We start from the raw sequence: 22,003 nt of genomic DNA on the forward strand, positions 1-22,003 counted from the left end.
TTGTCTTCCACTTTTGTTATTCCACTTCACTTTGTACCTGTTTCGCTACATCTTGAACCTCTTTAATAATAGCCTCAGGAGACTTCGAACCATCGAGAAGCAACTGGATATTTGTTAAATACACATCTGCTACTTTTGCGTGTACATCTGTATCAAGCCATTCTGCCATACCTTCAGCTTGTTTCATGAAATCTACACCTTCTGCTACTTCTTTTAAAGCAGTATCTGGGTTTGTTGCCCCATCAATAGGGCTTGGCCAGCCAATTTGCTCTACAAGTTTTAAAGCGCTTTCTTTACTTGTTAGGAATTTTAAGAATTTAATCGCTTCTTCAGGGTGTTTTGTTTTAGAGGAAACGATAAATCCATCTGGCGCACCTGTAATATAGTTTTGGCTGCCATTGCCATCTTCAATGGATGGCATTGGGAAGAAGCCCCAATTCCCTTTCATGTTTTTATCCGCATCCGCGAATTCCTCTAACTCTACATAGAATATAGCCCCTTTTCCTGCAAAAAATAATTGCTTTGCCATATCATGTGAACTAGAGTTAGCATCTTTCATAAGATAGCCTTTTTTATTTAAATCTGCGAACATTTCCATTGCCTTAACATAACCTGAATCAGTAAATTCTCCAGAACCAGGATTATAGTCTTTCATTCTTATATCCTGTGAAACCATCTTTTGGTTCAAGCCTGTTAAATAGTGTATCGCTGCCCATGGGCTTTGGTTTCCAAGAATAATCGGAGTTTCGCCGCCCTTTTTCAACGTTTCCAAAACATCCAAAAATTCATCCCACGTTTTAGGGGCTTCTAGGTTATATTTTTCAAAGATTTCCTTGTTGTAGATGAAGAATTTCCCGTTAAATCGTAATGGAATACCGTAATTTTTACCATCTGCCGAGAATGGCTGAAGAGAAGCAGGGATAAAGCTATCCTTCCATGCTGCATCTTCATTCAGGTATGGTGTTAAATCCAAGGCTGCATCGGCTCGGACAAATTTCCGGGCGAACTCCCCGGACCAAGAAAACATAATATCCGGAACTTCATTTCCGCCTAGAATGACACGTAGTTTATCTTTAATTGGTTCGTCTGCAATCGCTTCCATTTTAATCTTTATATCAGGGTTTTGTTTTTCAAATTCTTTTACCACTTCTTCAAAATAGGGAGCAAATTCTGGTTGAGGCCACTTATGCAAAAACTTTAACACAACTTTTCCAGATTCTTCTTCATTAGTGGATGAAGAGCTCGAACATCCAGCCACAAAAAGAGAAAGTGCCAACATTGCCACTAACAAAAGTTTCGCTTTGATTTTCATTCCATTAACCCTCCTTATTTTTTTCAAAGAATGTTTGATAAAAATATTCTAGAAATACTCCACCCCCGGATATTTATTTTTTAAAATTTCTTTTCCTCTAGTAAAAGGAAATTAAAATGGGATACCGTAACCGAAAGCACCATCAACCAGGCAGGTTTCCGCTGCGAACTTCGCCCCTTCTTCTAAGCTGCTTTTTAGGAGGTGAGCGTGATCTCCCTCAGGATTTTCCTTTTTCCCCGCAAGATAATGCAGAATAAACTTTGTAAAAAAGGAATCCCCAGCACCAAGTGTATCCACAGGCTGTATAAAGTGCGGCTTTTGCCGGTAATAGGCTGAGCCGTCATAAACAAGAGCACCTCTTGAACCCATTGTCCCTATAACCAATTTGCTGCCATAGGAATAAACCTGTTTTAATAGATTTTCTACTGCCTTTTCATCCAACTGACCGCAGGATAAAAGACTAACATCAATATATTGACAATTCTTTTTTAACAGGCCATCGTTATAATCGCTAGAAAAATCATAAGACACCATTAGCCCCAATTCTTTTAACTTATGTAACTCTGAATCCATATCACTATAGATGCTGCTGTGGGCAATTTCAAAGGTTTTTATATATTCCAGGTCTTCCTGGGTCAAAACAAGCGGATTGTCCTTTTGAACTCCCCCCTCATTCCCCCCAATAAAAACTCTGTCCCCATCCACTAAATCTACTGCTGCAAATCCATTTTCACCCTCGTAGTGACGGCAATGAGAAATATCTACTTCCAACTTTTTTAACGTCTCCACTATATGTTCTGCTGCACGGTCATTTCCGAACACACCCATATAGGCTGAATCAATCCCCAGCTGCTTTGCATAAACGGCAAAGTTTAAGGCATTCCCGCCTGGGTACATCGTTTTTTTATACAAATATTTATCTACTACATTATCGCCAACTCCAATTACCCTCATTATTTCCCCTCCTGTTTTTAAATTTGGTATATACCATTTTCTGTAATTTGGTATATACCATTTTATCTAAATCTGAAATAAATATTATTTCAGATTTGTTTCAGAATAAAATTTAACAATGTCACTTCTTGTTAATGAGGTGGAGAATTCAATTTCTTTATTATTTTTATCAAATGCTACGGTTTCCTGAAAAATACATGGACTCTCAGATCGAATTCTTAACAGTTTGCTTTCAGTCTCATCAGAAAAAGTAACCTGCATAAATTCAGTAGCCTTTACAAGGACGACTCCATATTCTTTTTCTAAAATTTCATATAACGAGTCATTATCTTTTATTATTTTTGATAGACCTGTGCTGTATTTTTTTGGAATATACGATTCTTCAATAGAAATAGGGGTCTCATTCACAAAACGCAGACGTTTAAGGGCTATTACTATCTCTCCCTGGGACAAAAGAAGTTTTTGTGCTAGTTTGTGTGTTGTTTCCATCTCATTTATAGATAATATTTGTGTACTGGGAGTTAATCCTTTATTTAACATGTTTTTTGTAAAACTGTTAAAGGTAACGAAGTCCATAGTAATTTTGTTATTAGTAATGAAAGTACCTGCGCCAACTCGCCGTTCAACTACCCCTTCTCTTTCTAATACCGACAGGGTGTGCCTGGCCGTCATACGGCTGATTTTATACTGCTCGGCCATTTCCCTTTCAGATGGCAGCTTATCCCCGTGCTTGAGCCTGCCGCTCTCAATATCTTCGAGTATTTTATTTCTTAATTGTTTATAAAAAGGGACTGTCTCCTCATCTCTTATCATTCTATTCATCTTCCATTTCTCCTAATGATTTCTATAAACCTTATAATTCACTTGTGTATTATTTTACCAAAATCAAATTTCAAACTCCATATGGTATATACCATTTAATATTGATTTAAACAATAAAAACACAAATGAGAGAGATGAATAGTATATTTATAAACCTGTAAATAAAGCGTTTTCAAAATTTGATCGATAAAAGAGAAGTATATTTTATGTATTTAGATTAATTTAAATATTCAGACTTGTCAATAAGTTTTAACTTAAATTTTTAAAATATTTTTTTTGAAAATTATTTTATATAAAATAATAACACTAAGGTTTTACCCTAGTGCCTTTTATGTCTTCAAAGAAACCCAAGAGAAATTTATCCTAGAAGTCATTGATCTCACGAAAACACATATTTACACATTTAAATATATTGGAGATGACTAATCTCTGTTGTAATACACCAAATTACTTAGTGTTATCATAATTGAACCATAAGAACAGTTCCTCTGGCGTTTCAAAACCTTTCTAAACAAAAATACTCACAAAAAGCATTTGTGAGCAATTAAAATTCTTTTATCAATATTAATAGTAACCATTCGTCGCTTAACCAAAAGATACCTTAACTGTTCCTAACTGGCCAAACTCAGCTGTAAAGACATCTCCCTTTTGAGCTGCAACAGCCGCAGATAGGGCGCCAGATAGAATGACTTCCCCAGCTTTTAACGTAACATCGTAGTCTGCCAGCTTATTTGCCAGCCATGCAACACATGTTGCTGGATGACCTAACACATCAGCTCCTGTCCCTTCATTCATGAACTCACCATTTTTATAAAGACGCATTTCGATTTTCGGTAAATCCATTCCCTTTGGGTCGAACCTTTGACTTCCTAGAGCGAAAAGTCCACAAGAAGCATTATCTGCAACTGTATCTTCTAATTTAATTTTCCAATCGGTAATACGGCTGTCAACAATTTCAATAGAAGGAACAATATATTCTGTTGCCTCTAGGACATCTTCTACTGTTACAGCTGGCCCAATTAAGTCCTTCTTCAACACAAAAGCGAGCTCTCCCTCTACCTTAGGGTTAAAAAGGGTTTCCATCGGAATGGTGCCGCCATTTGGAACTTCCATACTATCCATCAAATGTCCGTAATCAGGCTGGTCCACTCCTAATAGCTTCTGCATCGCAAACGAAGTTAACCCGATTTTCTTACCCACTACTTTTTGTCCATCCTTAACCTTCTGATTAATACTATTCATTTGAATTCGGTATGCGTCATGAATCGTAATATCAGAATACAAATCCGTAAGCGGTGCAACCGACTTTTTGTTTTTTTCTGCTTGAAGTAAATGCTGATAAGCTTCAAGCACTCGATTCTTTTGTTGTAAATTCATAAAATAATTCCCCCGTTTGATCACTTTCAGCCCTCATCTGCCGAATCCAGACTATGGTTATGCTTCCTTCAAGCCATGATGGAATCTGCTTTTTACTCGTAAGCATTACGCAATACTCGTTTACATCCACTTCGGTTCGTATAGAGTTTCGCTTATTTTTCAATGTAACTTCATAGCGTCCAGGAGCAGGGAGTGTATAGTTAGAATAGGGTGTAAAAATTGAACCAGTACATACACATTTTATTTCGTAAGGGTGTCCGATAAGATTAGACAGCACCTCGACATTCCCTTCTAACAGTTGTTGTCTGATACGAGTCGAACTGATTTTTTCCCCGTTATACTCCACCTTGCCGACGGTAGTTACATCTATTCGATCATCGGAATCTTGTTTCAATGTTTTCATATTTCCTGCTCCGCGGCTTCCATATGAAAAGTCATATCCCGCTACTGCATGAATAACACCCAATTTGATGAGGTATTCTTGAACAAATGCTTGAGGTGACAACCCGGCAAAGTCTTTATCAAACTCTACAAGGTAAAAAATATCAACACCTAGCTCACGAAGCCTTTTTTCTTTTTCGGACTGCGGCATTAAATAGTGAAAACACGTCTTTCCCCCGATGACCGTTTTCGGGTGAGGATAGAAACTCATGACTGAAAGTGTTACTCTTCTTTCCCTAGCTTCCTGTAATGCGGATTGTATCACTTTTACATGCCCACGATGGAGACCATCAAAACATCCAAGTGACATAACATTTGTGCTTGCCAAGACCTGATAAGCAGCCAAATTCCATTTATTCAAATAGATGGTTTCCATACAGTCTCCTTTCATGTTCCAAGAATGAAATCAGTTTATACCAGCCAATTTACGATATTTTCCGTTAAAGAAAACAAGAGGTTCTTTTTCCTCAAGGTGAATATCTGTTACTTTTCCAATAAACAACGTATGATCGCCTTCAACATGCGCAGTGGATACTTCGCAAGCTACCTGTGCGCATGCCCCTGCTAACACAGGTTTGCTATCGAGACGATCAAAAACAATGTCACGAGGTTCCTTGATTTGTCCGGCAAAAATCATTGATAGCTCTTGTTGATCTGCAGCCAAAATATTCACGGTGAAGATCTTGCTTTCCTTGATCTTATTTAAGATTTTTGCTTTTTCTCCAATTGAAATGACAACAAGCTTGGGATCAAGGGATACAGACATGAAGGCATTTGCCGTCATACCATGTATTTCTCCATCAAGTTCTGTAGTAATTACGGTTACCCCTGTTGCGAATTTTCCCATTGCCGTTCGAAATTGACGATCATCCATTTCTATTGCCTCCTAAGATTTCTTTAATGATGGCACTGTTATTATTTATTGTTGATTTTCGTGTAGGGTTGAGAATTCATAGGCGGAGAATTTCCGGCTATTGTATATAAAGGAAGCTTAAGAAGCAGATATAAGCGGAGATATTCCGGTTAACTGCTTTAAATAAGACAAAATCCAAGGATTTGGATACAATAAGCGGAAAAACTCCGCCTATTTTTAAGGAAATATGAGTATTTCCCAATATAAACGGAAATTCTCCGCTTATTTCCAAACACTGTGAAATCAACATTCAGTTTTAACAGAGCCTTAATAATAGTAGATAGATAGATATTACCCACTGCGTGTGGATTTATGAAATAAATCTTAATATATTCTCCACGAACGGTTCGGTTTTTTCGATTTGCGTCCAATGCCCGCACTCATTAAATACATGTAGTTCTGCATGCGGAAGCAATTCAATAAGACGATAGCTTGTATCTTTAATTGGAATCACTCTGTCATTCAAGCCATGGAATAATAGTGTTTGGACGTCAATACTTTGAATTTGTTCATCACTTAACGCCAATTCGTCTAGTTTTTGTTGGCGAGGCTCTGGGAACATGGCCGAAAATGCCTCTTTCACGTCAGGCTCCATACTAGCTTCATAGCGAAGACGGACTAATTCTTCATTTTTGGCTGCTTTTTCATCGTAAGAAAATAATTCTATTAATTCGCGCATCGATTGTAAACTTGGCTCATAACCCCAAACACGTTCTAACCCTTCTGAAATTTGGTGCTTGATGCCGACACTGCCCATTAAAATTAATTTTTTCACCAGGTCCGGTCTTTGATAGGCAACATGGAGTGCTAATGCGCCGCCCATAGAGTTGCCAACTAAGTGAACAGGCTCATCAGACACGGATTCTATAAAGCTAATTAAATGTTGTACCCATAATGCAACGGAATATTGGTGATCGGGGAGTTTATCTGTCTTACCAAAACCAATAATATCTGGTGCAAATACATGGTAGGACTCACTTAATCGCGGGATAATTAAGCGCCAGTTTGCGAATGCAGATACACCAGGTCCTGAACCATGTATTAAAATAATTTTTTCTGCACCTGTTCCTTCTTCATGATAGTGTGTGTTGATCCCACTAACATCCATATATTTTGATTGAATCGTCATCACGCATTGCTCCTTCCATCTATTAAAAAAAGATAGAGGAAACTATGGAAAGCTTCCTCTGGCTTTTTTGTTTCCATTCATTGTGAGCTTGTACATTATTGGCAGTCCATGTTTGCCATTTCAACAAGCTCGCCTTCAACTCTACACCAACGTTTATTTTATTGGTGCAACTTCCTTTTTCTTCACTGGTGTTCCATATTCGAAGAACTCTTGTGGTAAGTTAGAGCCGTACCAAATAATTGCATGCTCTAAATCTTTCCCTTTCCATTCAACCGTTTTCCAGGCTGGGTCAAAAATTTGATAACCTGTGTCTCCGAATAATTCAACACGATTGCCCCCAGGTTCGATTACATATAGGAAGTAAGCCTGCGAAACACCGTGCTTTCCAGGTCCTGCTTCAATTTTATAGCCATGCTCCACCAATAATTCACTTACATCCATTAAATGTTGAGGATACCCGTACCAGTAGCAAATATGGTGCAATCTTCCCTTTTCAGCTAACGCGTCTCCCATGATCGCCACTTCATGTACTAATGAGTTTGAACTTAACCATGCTGCAACATCTGTATTATCATCATTTAGAATTCGTTCGCGCACTTTAAATCCAAGTGCATTTTCTAAAAACTCAACGTTTTTATTTGTTTCTTTTGCCAGTACATTCACATGGTCTAATCGACGTACTGGTACACCGCGACGTGGACGTTTTTGCGGACGATTCAGAAGTGGTGTTGCTTGCTCTTCAGTCGGTTTGAAATAGTCAACCTCCCAAAGAATTTCCATTTTATGTCCATCTGGTGTTGTAAATTGATACGCTGGTCCATGTCCAACATCGCCTTCAATCCAACCTAGTCCATAACCTGTCGCTTCAATTTCTCGTACACGACGCTCTAGCGCTTGCGGAGAAGTGGCACGCCAGGCAACATGCCCAAGACCCGCTTCCTCATTTTGGGTAATGATCAATGTATGATGATAAAAATCCTCGTAAGCACGCATATAAACCGAATCACCTTGTCGGTGCGATTCTTCCATCCCTAAAATTTCTTTAAAAAACCAAACAGACTCTTCTACTTTCGGACTATAAATTTCAATATGTGCTAAGTGTGCGACATCAAAAATAGGTTCTTTCATGATTTTCATTCCCTCCAAAGTTTTAATTTACCAAATTGGGTTTCCTTTAAAGCCAAAGATTGACTTGCCGTATGAAGCCATTGCATCTTCGTAATGGTGCGTCGGGTGAGAAGCCGCTGTCATAAGGTCACGTACAAATAATTCAGTAGGCTGACCTTTAAATACGGAGTTCCCTCCTAACGTGAGTATAATACGGAGTGCCATCTCGGAAGACGTCTTCGCTATATGCCCACGGATCCCAAACAATTTTTCACGTTCTTCTTCATCCAATGTTGTCATGCCATTTTGCTCGTAATACGTTAACTTCTCACAATATTCATTTGCTAAGCCTTTTAAAGCACTTAATTGTAGTTTTAATTCTGCCAATACGCGCTGGCTGCTAGCAGCTTCTTTTTCATTTGCATTATTGTTGAAAACGCGAATTCTGTTTTCTGTTTTTTCTTGAAAGATTTCAATCAGTCTTTCAACGCCGCCAATCTGAATAAATTGGAATCCCATTAAGAACCATGGGATATATGGTACTTTGAATAATTGATAGTCAGGATCAAAATTACCATCTGCTGGACCTGCACCGTTAATGACACGAGTTGCATGGAAAATACGGTTCGGCGGAATGTAAACGTTGTCAACTTTTACCGCGTTACTTCCTGAGCCGCGCAAGCCCATGGCATCCCAGTTATGGATAATTTCCGCTTCCTCTTTATTTACAATAAACATACAATATTCCGGCTCTGTGCCGTCCTTTAACTTGGCAATTGCACCTAAACCAATCCAATCACTCCAAAGCACGCCACTGCAGAAGTTCCATTGACCTGATAGGCGATAGCCTTCGCCATCATCTGTTACTTTCCCGACAGGAGCAAATACGTCTGCCATTAATCCACCATGATTGTATAATTCATCACGGCTTTCTTTTGGCAAAAATGCAACCCAGGTTTCATGAATCACAAAGAAGTAACTTAACCAGGCAGCAGCGACACTATGATTGGCGATTGTCCGGATAATTTCACCAAACGTAAAGTAATCCAAATATTGACCACCATAAGCTTTCGGTCGCATTAGCTTATGAAAACCAGCTTCTTTAATTTTTTCTATCACTTCATCTGGAAGCTTTGAATCTTGATCCGCCTTTAAAGAGTATTTTTCAGCCAATAATCCAACTTCTTTTGCCCTTTTAAGAAGTTCCTCTTTGTTAGGAGTCTTTTTAACTTCTAAAAGATTAACTGCCATATACCTTCCTCCTCTTAAGTAAACGTTTTCGAATCTTATAAAACATCTGCTTCTGATTTGAATTATAATATTTCGAATATTTTAAATATACATACGGAAAATATTGAATTTAGATTGTTTTTAACACATTTACTATTAAATATTTTCTTTCTATAGTTAATTGGAATGCGAATGTCTATTTTAAGAGCAAGGATGTAAGCTAAATTGTTATTGTAAAAAGAAGAATCAAACGACCAATTTTCTTATTAACGAAGAAAAAGCCGTGTCCATTAAATGCAGGGGGGCCGGTTTTGAGGTGATTTTCTAAAAATAAGTGCCAAAATGGTTGTCGTTTTGACATGGTTATTGGTAAATACAAAAGCAAAACTCGCCAAAATGATTGGCGAGTATCTTAATTAGATGAACTTATTTATTTACCCTGTTAAATCCTGATACATTTTCAGTCTTTTCCCTTATCAAATTTAGAATAGTTCTCAATCTTTGTAACCGAATAAGCTGCAAAGTAAAAAGTTAAAAAAATAATAAAATCATATAGAGTAGACCAGTCCTTAGGGTTGTAGAAGTCGATGGCATTAAAGAAATTCATTCCTCCAAATGCCGCAATTGAAGAAAATATGATACCCTTCAACAAGGGATTCATTTTTGGTTTAATTTGAAGCGCTAACATTACTGCAACGGGTGCTAAAGAAAAGTGATAGGGCAAAAATAGAAAAGGTGCTAGAGGGATAATTACCATAGGATATGACCAGAGCCCTAAAGATAAGGCAGCAAGATCTATTGTAAGTGATAATATTATAGTCAGCAGGCCACCTAAAAGGAGCCGTCCCGTGCTATCTTTCTTCCTGAGTTTAAACCAAACAATCCATGGTACAATAAATAGTGCGAGACCAAACCACCATTGCCATGTTGAGAGAAATTCTTCCTTCACTATTTTTGCAAATAAGGAACTGACCTCAGTTAACTGATTATATGCTCTTTCTGATTGAGCGAGTCCCTTATCAAATGCCAATTTCAATACACCTCCAATAACATAGTAGTAATATAGTTTTTTCAATTAAGCATTAAATTATGTAATGGAGTTTCTTAACAAAAACAGAGGCTAGAATGAAGTGTATGTCAAAGTTAATGAAAATCCGCTAAACCATAATAAATAACGAAAAGACGTATGCCAATTCATACGTCAATTCGTGAGTCATTTATTAAGAAAGCTCTCGAAAAACGGAACCCTTTATATCAATAGACAAGACCCTATAGTTAAATCCGAATTTTCCCTTTTGCTTTTAAAATATTGATTGCTAGAAAAAGTGTGATGTCATATTGTGTACGAAGTAAATTTCTCAGATTTTATTCCATAAGTTAATCTGTCTTATTGTGTTAATAGTTTCTGAGCCACTATATAACCCGATCCTCCATTAATCCCATGTCCAGGCCAAGTTGCGGCCCCGAGCATATACACATTTGGAATTGCAGTCTGATGGCCCGGCTGCCCTGGTAATGGTCTCAAAAGATAACTCTGACCTAAATCATGTGCACCGCCATACGGATCTCCCGGACCAGCATTCGGGTTATATTTAGCAATGGTGTCTGGTGTGACTACGTATTTGCCGATAATCGCGCTTGGGATGTTTGGTATATGCTTGCTGACCACGTTTAGCACGCGTTCTGTAAAACGCTCTGTCAAATCACGCGACCATCTCCCATCCCCCACATCGATGAGATTTGCAGCATCCCCTCTTGGCCTGATAGGCACTTCTAAGACTTGAATACGCATGATGGCCTTTCCTACAGGTGCCCGCGTAGGATCAAGATTTGTTGAACAGTCAACGGTAAAGGTTGGGTTTGACGGAAGCAGATTAGCTGCTCCTTGGGCAATCGCTAAGGTAAATCCGTCTAGCCCATTTGTTAGATGTGGCTGACCGACACGGTTAAATCGCTTATCCGGCCAGTTTGGCGGCTCACTCAGAGCTAAATGTATTTGCACACATCCTCTGCCGTATCGATACTGTTTTGCTTGCGCACGCAGTGGTGGTGATATTTCCGTATCGGCTAATAAAGAGAGATACAGCTGATCAGGTGTGGTGGAGGCCACAACCGCTTGATTGGCACGATATTTTTTCCCCTTTGAGGTCCTTACGCCAACTGCTCTGCCATTTTCCACTAAAATCCGCTCGACATTCGTCTCTGTAAGAATTTCCCCGCCTTTGTCCTTAATCAGCTGAGCTAATGCATGAACTAACTTCTCACTGCCGCCCTCCGGTGTTGGCATTCCGCCGCCCATCAATGCCATCACGGTAAGCGGCACCCAAATTCCACTACCTACCTCATCTGGTGTGCGGCCAAGATGAGTAACCCAAGAAGCAAGCATCGCCCTCGTCACAGGTGACTGAAGCGAACTTACCGTATTACGGGCTGTTGAAACAAGCGATGCTGCAAATGGTGAATAACCCACGCCGCCCTCGTGATGAAGTAAACGCTGGATGATAGGTGCAGCTTCAGGACTGGAAAGATCCATGTTAAATAATCCAAAAACATCGTTTACAAAAGGATTCAACTGTTCAAACATGGCTGCCAGCGCTTTGCCGTCACCAGGTGCCAACCGTTCCGCCTCAGCAATTAAATCCTCAAATGAAGAAGGAAGGACCGCTGTTCGTCCATCTTCCATCGAAACGCCCGTCGGCAGGTTTGTATTTAAATAGCGTAGCCCGCGCGCTTCTAAGTCTTCTTTTAAATCTGCGTACGCAGGTCCGGTAGTAAAAAGAGGATGAGCAGCAGCATAGACATCATGTTTGAAATCTGGCAATGTCAGCTCCTCTGTGCGCAGAAATCCTCCTGGACGGTCATTTTTTTCTAAAACTAATACACTTCTCCCGGCTCGTGTTAAATAGGCAGCCGTGATTAACGCATTATGGCCGCTGCCAATCATAATTACATCAAATTTATCCATCATATCTCTCCTTTTACGATATATACGTAAAAGAATATTAGGGTTTTTAGATAATAAGTACTAAATCTAGGACATTAAAAGAAATATTTTAGGACATCTTTATCATTAAGGAAGGCCATTAAAATTTTAAGTTATCTTTTATTATCTATGTCTTGGGATATTTCTCGTACCCTTTCCGCAATCCAATAGCACGCTGTTAAACCATAATTTTTTGTAAGTCATGGGAACCTTTTCATTAAATGGCCCAGGCCTAATTGCTAAATCTCAATTTTCCCTTTAGCTTTTAGAATATTAATCGCTAGATAAAGTGTGAAGGTATATTGTGTGTCATTAAGATCATGGTTTAAAATCTCACTAATTTTGACCAACCGATAGCGTAATCCGCTAATCGACATGGATAATTCCTTTGCCGTATTGTTAATACTGCTTCCATTATGTATAAAAGTATATAATGTTTTGATTAACTCAAATTCACTACTATCTGCTTCTAACAATCTGCCAATATGTTGATTCACAAACCGCTCAATCAACACATCATCCTGCAATTGGAATAAAATGCTTTCGATTCCCAAGTCTTCGAAATAATAGACATTTTTTCGATTGTTCGTTGTACGTAATGCCGCCAATGTTTCATTGTATAGTGTTATCGTTTGGGCAAACTCTTGGATGACAGAGCTGACACCAACTGAGATCCTATATATTGAGAAGCGCCGTGAATTATGTCTTAATAATTGATCTATAAATGAGGACTGGGTTATATGTAATTTTTCAAAAGTTGGGTACTCAATTAGTATGATGATTTTGTTGAGTTTCTGTGAAACAATCGAATTGATACGACGCTCTTTCAAATACAAATGAATATGACCAATCATTTCTTCATTAAATGCTAATTCATTTTCAATACTTGGTTCCTTTACAAATCGTTCAAACGTCAGCATCCAATACGTCGAAGAAGGGTTGAAATTTAAATAATAGGCGATTTTATACATTTCCTCTTTTGCTAATCGCCCTTCCAATATATCATTTAAGAAGCTCCGTTTAATCGCTTGCTCCGTATTAACCTTTATACTTTCATTGAACAAGATTAGCGAAGATGTTATTGCTGCATTTTCAATAATCATATAATCCAGCTCGTTAGGGTGATTGTCTCCTGTATAAATGAAAGAGCAATAGCCTTTAATTTGTTGGCCATAATAAATCGGGGTGCGTAACAATGAAAGCTTTTCGGAAAAACGTACAAATGTTGTGTTCGATTCTCTAAATCTATTTAAAGTAAGCTGATCTGGAAGGGTTCCTGATTTTACAATGATTTGATGATATTCATCTTCAATAAAGACTGTTAAACCAGTCGTTTCAAATAAAATATCAACTACTTTTTGTATCCCTTGGTTCGACAGCAGTTCCTCAATTAATTGCCGGTGTATATCACTCGCTTTATGTGCATTTGTATACTCATCCCCCTCCTTTTTGATCAATAAGACAATGAACCATTGTCAGATACTTCGATATTTCACATCTATATATTTTGCACTTTATGCTACCATAATTGATAAGTACAATCCTCATTCTAAAGTACTATTCTGAAAATTTGGATATTACTAAGGGAAGTAGAGACTACATGGAATTTATCAACCAGCTACAATTTGTTCCTTTGGCATTTACTCATCTTCGCTCGGACTAAATTTAATTAAATTTCAACCTACGTATCCTCACTGCCATAACGAAAAAGAATCCGTCATTTTGACAGATTCCAAACTAGTTGTTTGCTATATTTTTTCCATTTCCTGTGATATGTTTTGGTATTCATCTTTCAACGATCTCTTTAATAATTTTCCGGCTGATGTAGTCGGCAGGCTGGTTCTGAACACCACATACTTTGGCGTTTTGTATCCGGATAATTTATGGCGGCAATATTCAATGATCTCCTCTTTTGTAAGAGTCGATTCACTTTTTAATACTACTCCTGCCGCTACAGCTTCCCCCCAGCGCGGGTCCGTTGAATTTAGGTTTAGTTGCACATACAAAAAACATGTTGCTTAAAAAAGTAAATTTGTTTATCTCTTCACTTCAGAGCGTTAAGTGCGACCTTGGCAGCTTCTGCAATAAGCGTATTGTTATAGGTAGCATTCTGTGTATCGCGGCTGGATAGGACTGCGATGACAATGGGAGCTCTATTCGGCGGCCAAAGAATCGCAATGTCATTCCGCGTTCCATAGCTTCCCGCCCCACTCTTGTCAGCGACTTCCCAACCTGTTGGTGCACCAGCACGGATCAATGCATCTCCAGTGGCATTTCCCCGCATCCAATCTGTCATGATCTTTCGTTTTTCAGTAGGGAGCAAATCGCTGACTGCGAAAGCCTTGAGGCTCGTAGCAAGAGATTTTGGTGTGCTTGTGTCACGTGTATCTCCAGGAATAGCTGAGTTCAAATCAGTTTCGTAGCGATCAACCTCGGTAACCTTATCGCCAATCTGCCTCAGTGCTGTTTCAAACCCCTCTGGGCCTCCCAGTTTCTCTAATAAAAGGTTCCCGGCGGTGTTGTCGCTATATCGGACAGCAGCCTCGATAACTTCCCGTAGAGTCATCCCAGTATCTACGTGAAGCTTTGTCACGGGTGAATACGGTACTATGTCCTCGCTTTTGTATGTGACTAACTCGTCGAGTTGATCAATTGAGTAATGCTGCAGCAATGCACCTGCGGCTAGAGCTTTGTAAGTAGATGCGTAAGCGAACCGCTCATGAGGCCGATAGGAGACGGTCCGATTTGTACCCGTATCGATAGCGTAGACTCCCAGCCGGGCGTCAAATTTGCTCTCGAGTTCTGCAAACTCACGGTGTATATGGGGTGCTGGTGTTTTGGTGACTGCCTTTTCGGGCTTGTCAGAAAGGTTATTGGTGTTCATCGACCAGCCGGCGAGGGGTACAATTGCAACCACTAGCACAAGCAGGGCATTTATAAAATTATTCATATTGAAAATATCATGTATTTTCCTCAAGATCTTAACCTCTTTCTATTAATAATTAGATGCTCTGAAAAAAGCATAAGCGGTTTTAATCAATATGTTTTGATTAACACCGTCGGCTATTAACCAGCAAATTATAAAAATTGTGTATTACTTTCGGATTCAATTACATTAGTTATGCAACGAAAAATTTATTACGTTTGCAGCTTATTTAATCATATTCAATATCATTTTTATACCCTTACGCTGCCCCGAAATGCTAGGGGCGAATTTCCTCCTTTCTCCAATTTGATTACATGCGAAATATTAGATTACGCACATAATACTACATATATAGTATTTATTACATATGTAATACTACACGTGTAATAAAAAGATGTCAATATCATTTTGTAGTTTGCTGTCCTTTTTCATTAGGGTCAAAATATGCCCGAAATACACGCTGGCTGATGATATTAGCTGCACTGTGCGGCTGAGCATAACCATCTCGGTAGGCATTGGGTACAATAACGGCAATGGCAATCTCGGGATCATTGAATGGAGCATAACCAGCAAAAGAAAGATTCCAAGTCTTCACCCCATTTTTATAGGATTCCGAGGTTCCAGTTTTACCCGCGGCATTGTACGGTTCGTCTTTAAAATATCCTCTCGCTGTTCCTTTGGCACCATGGGTAACCTGCCAAAAACCTTGTTGAACCCGCTTAATCATCTCCTCACTCATATCCACCTGATTTAGCACCACTGGTTCGATTTCATCGATTACATTACCCGGTTCATTGCCATTCATATTGGGTTCACGAATCTCCTTTACTAATTGAGGCTTCATCCGGTATCCTCCATTGGCAATCGTTGTAATATACTGGGCAATTTGCATCGGTGTATAGGTATCTAATTGTCCGATGGCAATTTGAAAGTAGGTGCTAGTATTGGTTCCTTTAATTCCTGCCGTCTCATTATTAAAATCAATACCTGTCGGGATACCTAAACCAAATTGATTGAAATAATAGCGGATGGTTTCAATTTTTTTCGGATCGATATTCAGTGTGCCATTGGGAGTATACTTGCCGCCCATAATTTCAATCGCTGTTTTCCACATATATACGTTCGATGAACGCTCTAATGCCTCTAATTCGTTAATTCTGTTCATAACTTCGTAGGAGGAAAAGGTTCCCGACCCTTTAAATTGCATGACCTCATCCAGCACGATTTCCCCGAAATCCCTGACTCCCGTTTGATATCCAGTTAATACGGTTGCCCCTTTTACAACGGAACCCTGTTCAAACGCATAAGTGAAGGCTCCAGGTGTAAAATCGGTAAACTTCCGGGACTGCCTGTTATACACTTTTCCTGACATCGCCAGAATGTGACCTGTTTTCGGTTCCATTGCCACAACAAAGGCAGTGTCAAGGGTATCCGTATGCGGCTTTTGGATTGCACTAACTAACTCTTCCTGCATAATATTTTCCACTTGGGCTTGGAAGTCCATATCAATGGTCAGAACAATATCGTTGCCGCTCTTCCCTTCCGATACAATGTCTGTACTCACCACATTTCCATTTTGATCTGTTACCGTTTTTACCTTTTCTTTTTGGCCATGCAACACGCCATCATATAGCTCTTCAATATAGCTTTTCCCGACGCGGTCATTCAGGCTGTACCCTCTAGCTGTATAGTAATCTACCTTTTCTGCCGTTAAACCTTCATCTTCACTTGTTACTTCCCCAAGCATATTCCAAAATGTTTCCCCATAGGTCTTGCCCCTTTTCCAATCGGTCGTGCCATCCACACCCGGCAAGTCTTCCAGATTTTCATTGACCTTCGCAAATTCTTCCTCTGTTACATTTTCATTTTTGATCACTGACGGTGTTAGAGCGATGGCCGATGACAGTTTCCGATAAATCGACGCCAAGTTTTTGTCCATTGCCTTTAGATCGCTTTCTGTAATGCGCTTCAATTTTAATCGATATAAATCCTCGTCATTTAGCTTTTTCTGTTGGTATAATTTCTCCTCCTTCTTTGTGATTAAATCCGTGCCATTGTTATGTACAACCAGCCAGATATCTTTCAAATCCCGATCTGTTACTTTATTGATCTCTTTATCAGTCATGTCCAGAAAGGTATTTAACTTATTGGCCAGTTCAAGCAATTCGCCCGGCTGGGGATTTTTCGGTGGTGTATAGATAATCGCCTTTTCCGGAATGTTGTAGACTACTAACTTATGATTCGTATCGTATATTTTCCCGCGCGGAACGGAATAGCTGACGGGCGTCACATCTGTCCTCTTTGCCTGAGCCGCAAAGACTTCCCCTTTGATAATTTGAATCACGCCAAGGCGGAGAATCAGGATAGAAAAAAGAACAAAGACCATGGTAAAGAGAGCATTCAGTCTCGATCGGATTATTACTATATTTTCTTTCTGTTTTTTCTGCTTCAAAACACATCAGCCCTTTCATATACTGGGAAGTTTGTAAGGTTATTAAAAATACTACATTTGTAGTATTTAAATCCTAAAAGTCCCAAAAAGGAAGAGTAATCCTTTCTGGGGTTAATTATTAATATATCTTTTTATGTTGCAGAATCTGCTTGGCAATCTCCGCTGCCTTGCTTCCTTGTGCCTGCCCATCCTTATTTTGAATATTAATGGCGAAATAATAACGATTTTCACCATTATCGACAAAGCCAATAAACCAGCCATTTACATTCTTTTCATTAATCATGCCGGTTCCCGTTTTACCATACAAACGCTTATTCTTTTGCACATCTATTAGAATTGATTTTTTTACCGCTTTGATATTTTCCGATTTAAAACCCCATTGATTTTCTTCTAATTGGTATAATAATTGGACTTGTTCTATTGGTGATATTTTTAAGGAAGATTCCATCCAGTAACTATCCAAATTACCTGAAAGATCCTTATTCCCGTATTTTATCTTGTGAAAATAATCTTGTAGCTGCTTTCTCCCTACCTCACGATCGGTATTTTGGAAATACCAATTCACGGAACGGCTCAAGGCAGTCGTTAAATTTTGATTTTGATTCCATTCTTGATAGGGATAAAATTTCCCATCCCACTCCTGTTTATTGTTATTTGTGGAAATCACATTGGATTCCAATGCAAATAAGGCAGAATATATTTTATATGTGCTATTAGGAGATATTCGCTGTTCACTCATCTCTCGATTATAAATTTGATATTGATCTTTAGAGGGATTATATAAAACAAAGCTGCCCTTGTAACCTTCAAAATATGCGCTTAGATCTTCATAGACCGCATTTTTCCCGCTAAAATGATACACATCATCTGGGCTGGCAATAACGGTGGTGATTGGAGCAAGGATTAGCACAACAATTCCTAAAACTGAGCAGATGACCTTGCTTTTCCATTTCAATAATAGAGAATCGCTAGAGAAGTTTGCAATGCACTGGATTCTTTGTTTGATTTGTTTTTTTGTCCCTCCTATACCTGGAGCAAACTGTTCAAGGGTACGATCATATTTTTTATCTGCAAACCGAATGATGGTATGCCCATATTCGATATATCCACTCTCATCCAAGAGATTTAAAACGGAAGCATCACAGGCCAATTCCCGATCGATTCGAATCCTTTTTATGGCATACCAGACGACCGGGTTAAACCAATAAATGATACTAAACATCCACATAATGTAATTCACGAACAGATCTTTACTTTTATGATGATGCAGCTCGTGCAAAATCACGTACTTTAATTCATTTAACGAGAATGCTTCTAGCGTTTTCCTTGGTAAAAAAATATAGGGTTGAAAAATCCCTACCGTGATAGGGGAGGTAATAAGAGAGGTCTCCCGCAGCCTTACGTTGCTTTTCACCCCAACCAACTCTTTGCACACTTCTAATAGTTCATTTAACTTTTGGTTATTAACAGCCACAGCTGACTTTTTCATTTGATAGATTTGATAGTTTGAATAAACAGCAGCCACAACAAAAACAACCACCCCAATGACCCAAACTGTAAAAAATGTATGGTAGACGAAATCGGGCGTTGCCTTATTTACCGATACCGTGAAATCATGTAATAAATCGCTGTTTGGCGCCTGAAAGGCATCCACTCCATTAATCCCTTCGCTCGTCGAAGGTGCGTCTCTATGAAAAAAAAGTAAGCTTTTAAAATACTGAGTTCCTTCTACAAAGTGAAAATTATTCCAAGGTAAAATGGTAGCAAGGATTGGAATGCCAAGAAAATACCATATATGATAATGTGCTTTCAACGTCATATGATTGTTTAATAGCTTTTTGATTAATAGAATGATGAAAATAAGGAGGGATACCACGATCGTACTAACCAATAGCCGCATCAGCATGGTATCCATTATTTTTCCCCTTTCTTGTCTCTCATGGATAATATTTTCTTTAATTCCGAAATATCTTCATTGGATAACTTATCATTTTCAATAAAATTTAATATCATTGAATTTAACGTGCCGCCGAAAAACTGCTGCAGAAAGGATTTACTTTTTTGCTCAACATATTCGTGTTTTTCAACGAGTGAAGTATAAATAAACACTCGGCCATCTTTTCTTGCGTGCAAAGCCTTTTTCTTAACTAGGCGCGACAGCATGGTGTGAATGGTATTTGGCTTCCAATCACTCTTATTCGATAATTTCTCCACTACCTCAGGAGTCGAGATCGGCTCAAAGTTCCATATAACCTGCATCACTTCATATTCTGCTTCTGATATTTGTGGAATCTCCTTCATGATTACCCTCCTACTTTTACAACTGTAGTATTTATTATAGCAAGACGGTCTAAAAACATAAAGAATTAATCGTGACTTTAGCCTATGGTAAAAAACCCCACTGTGTGTTGACGATTTATTCTAATATCATTCACCTCATTTAGATATATAAATAGCTGATCTATAAATGATTGATTCATCTGAGCAGCCAAACTGCACGGAGTATTTTCCCTAATCATCCAACAACTCAAATAGTCATATGCCGTAAAAAGTGCTGCAAAAGTTAAGACTTTTCTCAATTTCTATTGCTTTTCGAACTAGGTTACTGTGTCAATCAATCGTATACAACGATAAGAAATTACTTTTACCGCTTCCTATGAAGGTAACCCAAAATATTGAATTGTATGGAATAGAGGAAATGAATGAGTTTTATAGAACTTATTATAGATAGTAAAGAGAAAAGGAGTAAATGAAAATTGAGAGATCAAATAATCCCAGCGTTTATTGCTTTTGTAGTTGTTTCAATTTTATCTCCACTATTAATTGCTGCTTTGAGAAAACTTAGGCTCATTCAACCGATAAGAAAAGAACTTCCTTCAGATCATCAGTTAAAAAAAGGCACTCCGTTAATGTTTGGAATTATTCTTTTTGTAGGAATTATCGTATCAATTCTTTTTTCACCTACTCCATTAATGTATTTCTTGTCTATTACCTACATTCTTTTTAGTTTTGTTGGGTTTTTGGACGATTTTTGGAAGGCTTCTCGTCAAGATCCAGGAGGAGTCTCGGGTAAGACCAAACTTATTTTTCAATTTATTTTTACGGGTACTTTGCTTTTTTACGTGATCAACGAACTAGGAGTAGACACAAGCATTAATATTTTTAAAAGTATATCCTTGGATCTTCCAATCGTATTATATGTCATTGTCATTACCTTATTTGTCGTAGGTTCTGCAAATGCCATAAATTTCACGGATGGATTAGACGGTCTTTTAGGAGTTGTTGCAATCCCTACATACTTTTCTTTTTTATGGTCTCAGACAGATCAGAGGTGCAAATTTTTTGTTTAATTATGATTGGATGTTTACTCGGCTTTCTCATTTACAATATATTTCCTGCCAAAGCTTTTATGGGGGATACAGGATCATTAGCTATAGGGGGTTCGCTTTCCTTTCTTGCTGTTATTGAGAAAGTTGAAATTTTAATTCCCATTTTGTTCTTTATATATTTTGCTGAACAACTATCGGTTATTTTACAAGTTTCGTCATTTAAACTTACTCATAAACGTATTTTCAGAATGACACCGATTCATTATCACTTTGGCTTAAAATATGGGTGGTCCGAAACTACAATTGTCACGGTTTTTGGATATATTTCTTGGTTTTGTGCTTTTATCTGTTTAGCTTATTGGAGATTTCTTCTAAATCCATAAATAAAGTTATAATCATTCCAATGAATATTAGAGGTAACCAGGCAATGCATAATGCTGAAAAAAAATACCAAGGTCGAAAATCTGCCACCGCATAAATTGATGTACTAATCAATACCCCGATAATTAAATAGACGGAGATGATATCCATTTTGTCATCGAACTCCTTTTTAATATTATAAAAAGGTGTACTTGTGAGGGTACTACATTTTGGCATAATATTAGGATTTTTTATTTTAAAACGATCATCAACATGAAGATCGTTTTTTAAGTATGAACTCCACATAAATTGCAACCCAGTATTCAATTACAGAAATAGATAAATTTCTTTGTTCTTCAACTAAATGGCCCTATTGCTGCACAAAGATCAATTTGGACTTTTCCACCAAACTGCTTCGTTAGTTGAAGAAGGATTTCTAATACTGGTACTCAAAACGGCACTGAAATTGACAGTAGTTTTGGTACACTTTTTTAATTACACAACACTTATTGTCCAACATAAAAACGATGTCAATTGTTATGTCAAAGTTAACGAAATTCCGAACAAACCTTGATAAATAAAGAAAAGACGTATGCCCGTTCATACGTCAATTCTTGTGTCATTTATTAAGAAAGCACCCGAAAACGGAACACTTTACATTAAATGGA

Annotated in this window: 18 protein-coding genes and 1 pseudogene; 1 reads left to right on the forward strand and 18 read right to left on the reverse strand. The window is 38.3% G+C overall.

Annotated features, from left to right (window positions below; genetic code table 11):
• Window positions 1–16 precede the first annotated feature (16 nt).
• From QFZ31_RS07115 to QFZ31_RS07195, 17 genes are all read right to left on the reverse strand, one after another.
• On the reverse strand, window positions 17–1,312 hold the full coding sequence (locus QFZ31_RS07115) for an ABC transporter substrate-binding protein (RefSeq protein ID WP_307302017.1): 1,296 nt from the start codon (window positions 1,310–1,312) through the stop codon (window positions 17–19).
• A 111-nt stretch (window positions 1,313–1,423) separates the two neighbouring features.
• Window positions 1,424–2,266 (reverse strand): fructoselysine 6-kinase, encoded by an 843-nt coding sequence (locus tag QFZ31_RS07120; RefSeq protein ID WP_307302018.1) that lies wholly within the window; start codon window positions 2,264–2,266, stop codon window positions 1,424–1,426.
• 84 nt (window positions 2,267–2,350) lie between these two features.
• Window positions 2,351–3,088 carry a GntR family transcriptional regulator gene (locus QFZ31_RS07125; RefSeq protein ID WP_307302020.1) on the reverse strand — a complete coding sequence of 246 codons (738 nt, stop codon included), beginning with the start codon at window positions 3,086–3,088 and terminating at the stop codon, window positions 2,351–2,353.
• 585 nt (window positions 3,089–3,673) lie between these two features.
• Window positions 3,674–4,465 (reverse strand): 2-keto-4-pentenoate hydratase, encoded by a 792-nt coding sequence (locus QFZ31_RS07130; RefSeq protein WP_307302022.1) that lies wholly within the window; start codon window positions 4,463–4,465, stop codon window positions 3,674–3,676.
• Window positions 4,434–5,282, reverse strand: coding sequence for an FAD synthetase family protein (locus QFZ31_RS07135; RefSeq protein WP_307302024.1), 849 nt, complete (start codon window positions 5,280–5,282; stop codon window positions 4,434–4,436). Before QFZ31_RS07135 ends, QFZ31_RS07130 begins: the two co-directional genes overlap by 32 nt.
• Before the next feature lie 30 nt (window positions 5,283–5,312).
• Window positions 5,313–5,780: a flavin reductase family protein gene (locus QFZ31_RS07140; protein WP_307302026.1), complete on the reverse strand. Its 468-nt coding sequence runs from the start codon at window positions 5,778–5,780 to the stop codon at window positions 5,313–5,315.
• Window positions 5,781–6,129: 349 nt separating this feature from the next.
• Window positions 6,130–6,948 (reverse strand): alpha/beta fold hydrolase, encoded by an 819-nt coding sequence (locus QFZ31_RS07145; RefSeq protein ID WP_307302027.1) that lies wholly within the window; start codon window positions 6,946–6,948, stop codon window positions 6,130–6,132.
• Between the two features lie 153 nt (window positions 6,949–7,101).
• Window positions 7,102–8,076, reverse strand: a complete 975-nt coding sequence (locus tag QFZ31_RS07150) for a catechol 2,3-dioxygenase (RefSeq protein ID WP_373459832.1) — start codon at window positions 8,074–8,076, stop codon at window positions 7,102–7,104.
• 27 nt (window positions 8,077–8,103) lie between these two features.
• A complete protein-coding gene (locus QFZ31_RS07155) occupies window positions 8,104–9,306 on the reverse strand; it encodes an acyl-CoA dehydrogenase family protein (RefSeq protein ID WP_307302031.1) in 1,203 nt (400 codons plus the stop codon).
• 439 nt (window positions 9,307–9,745) lie between these two features.
• Window positions 9,746–10,315 (reverse strand): CBO0543 family protein, encoded by a 570-nt coding sequence (locus QFZ31_RS07160; protein WP_307302032.1) that lies wholly within the window; start codon window positions 10,313–10,315, stop codon window positions 9,746–9,748.
• A gap of 357 nt (window positions 10,316–10,672) precedes the next feature.
• Window positions 10,673–12,250, reverse strand: a complete 1,578-nt coding sequence (locus QFZ31_RS07165) for a phytoene desaturase family protein (RefSeq protein WP_307302033.1) — start codon at window positions 12,248–12,250, stop codon at window positions 10,673–10,675.
• Window positions 12,251–12,507: 257 nt separating this feature from the next.
• Complete coding sequence (locus tag QFZ31_RS07170; protein WP_307302035.1) at window positions 12,508–13,725, reverse strand: PucR family transcriptional regulator; 1,218 nt, start codon at window positions 13,723–13,725, stop codon at window positions 12,508–12,510.
• 291 nt (window positions 13,726–14,016) lie between these two features.
• Window positions 14,017–14,268 carry an AMP-binding enzyme gene (locus tag QFZ31_RS07175; protein ID WP_307302037.1) on the reverse strand — a complete coding sequence of 84 codons (252 nt, stop codon included), beginning with the start codon at window positions 14,266–14,268 and terminating at the stop codon, window positions 14,017–14,019.
• A 44-nt stretch (window positions 14,269–14,312) separates the two neighbouring features.
• On the reverse strand, window positions 14,313–15,218 hold the full coding sequence (gene bla / locus QFZ31_RS07180; RefSeq protein ID WP_373459907.1) for a class A beta-lactamase: 906 nt from the start codon (window positions 15,216–15,218) through the stop codon (window positions 14,313–14,315).
• Window positions 15,219–15,597: 379 nt separating this feature from the next.
• Complete coding sequence (locus QFZ31_RS07185; RefSeq protein ID WP_307302042.1) at window positions 15,598–17,646, reverse strand: peptidoglycan D,D-transpeptidase FtsI family protein; 2,049 nt, start codon at window positions 17,644–17,646, stop codon at window positions 15,598–15,600.
• A gap of 118 nt (window positions 17,647–17,764) precedes the next feature.
• Window positions 17,765–19,561, reverse strand: coding sequence for a BlaR1 family beta-lactam sensor/signal transducer (locus QFZ31_RS07190; protein ID WP_307302045.1), 1,797 nt, complete (start codon window positions 19,559–19,561; stop codon window positions 17,765–17,767).
• On the reverse strand, window positions 19,561–19,947 hold the full coding sequence (locus QFZ31_RS07195) for a BlaI/MecI/CopY family transcriptional regulator (protein ID WP_307302046.1): 387 nt from the start codon (window positions 19,945–19,947) through the stop codon (window positions 19,561–19,563). The genes QFZ31_RS07190 and QFZ31_RS07195 overlap by 1 nt, the downstream gene beginning before the upstream one ends.
• A 671-nt stretch (window positions 19,948–20,618) precedes the next feature.
• On the opposite strand from QFZ31_RS07195, the pseudogene QFZ31_RS07200 reads away from it, so the two are divergent.
• A pseudogene (locus QFZ31_RS07200) lies at window positions 20,619–21,358 on the forward strand (phospho-N-acetylmuramoyl-pentapeptide-transferase).
• Here the strand turns inward: QFZ31_RS07200 and QFZ31_RS07205 are convergent.
• Complete coding sequence (locus QFZ31_RS07205) at window positions 21,318–21,641, reverse strand: hypothetical protein (RefSeq protein WP_307311911.1); 324 nt, start codon at window positions 21,639–21,641, stop codon at window positions 21,318–21,320. The pseudogene QFZ31_RS07200 and the gene QFZ31_RS07205 sit on opposite strands and share 41 nt — an antisense overlap.
• Window positions 21,642–22,003: the final 362 nt, after the last annotated feature.

Source organism: Neobacillus niacini (assembly GCF_030817595.1).
Classification (GTDB): domain Bacteria; phylum Bacillota; class Bacilli; order Bacillales; family Cytobacillaceae; genus Neobacillus; species Neobacillus niacini_G.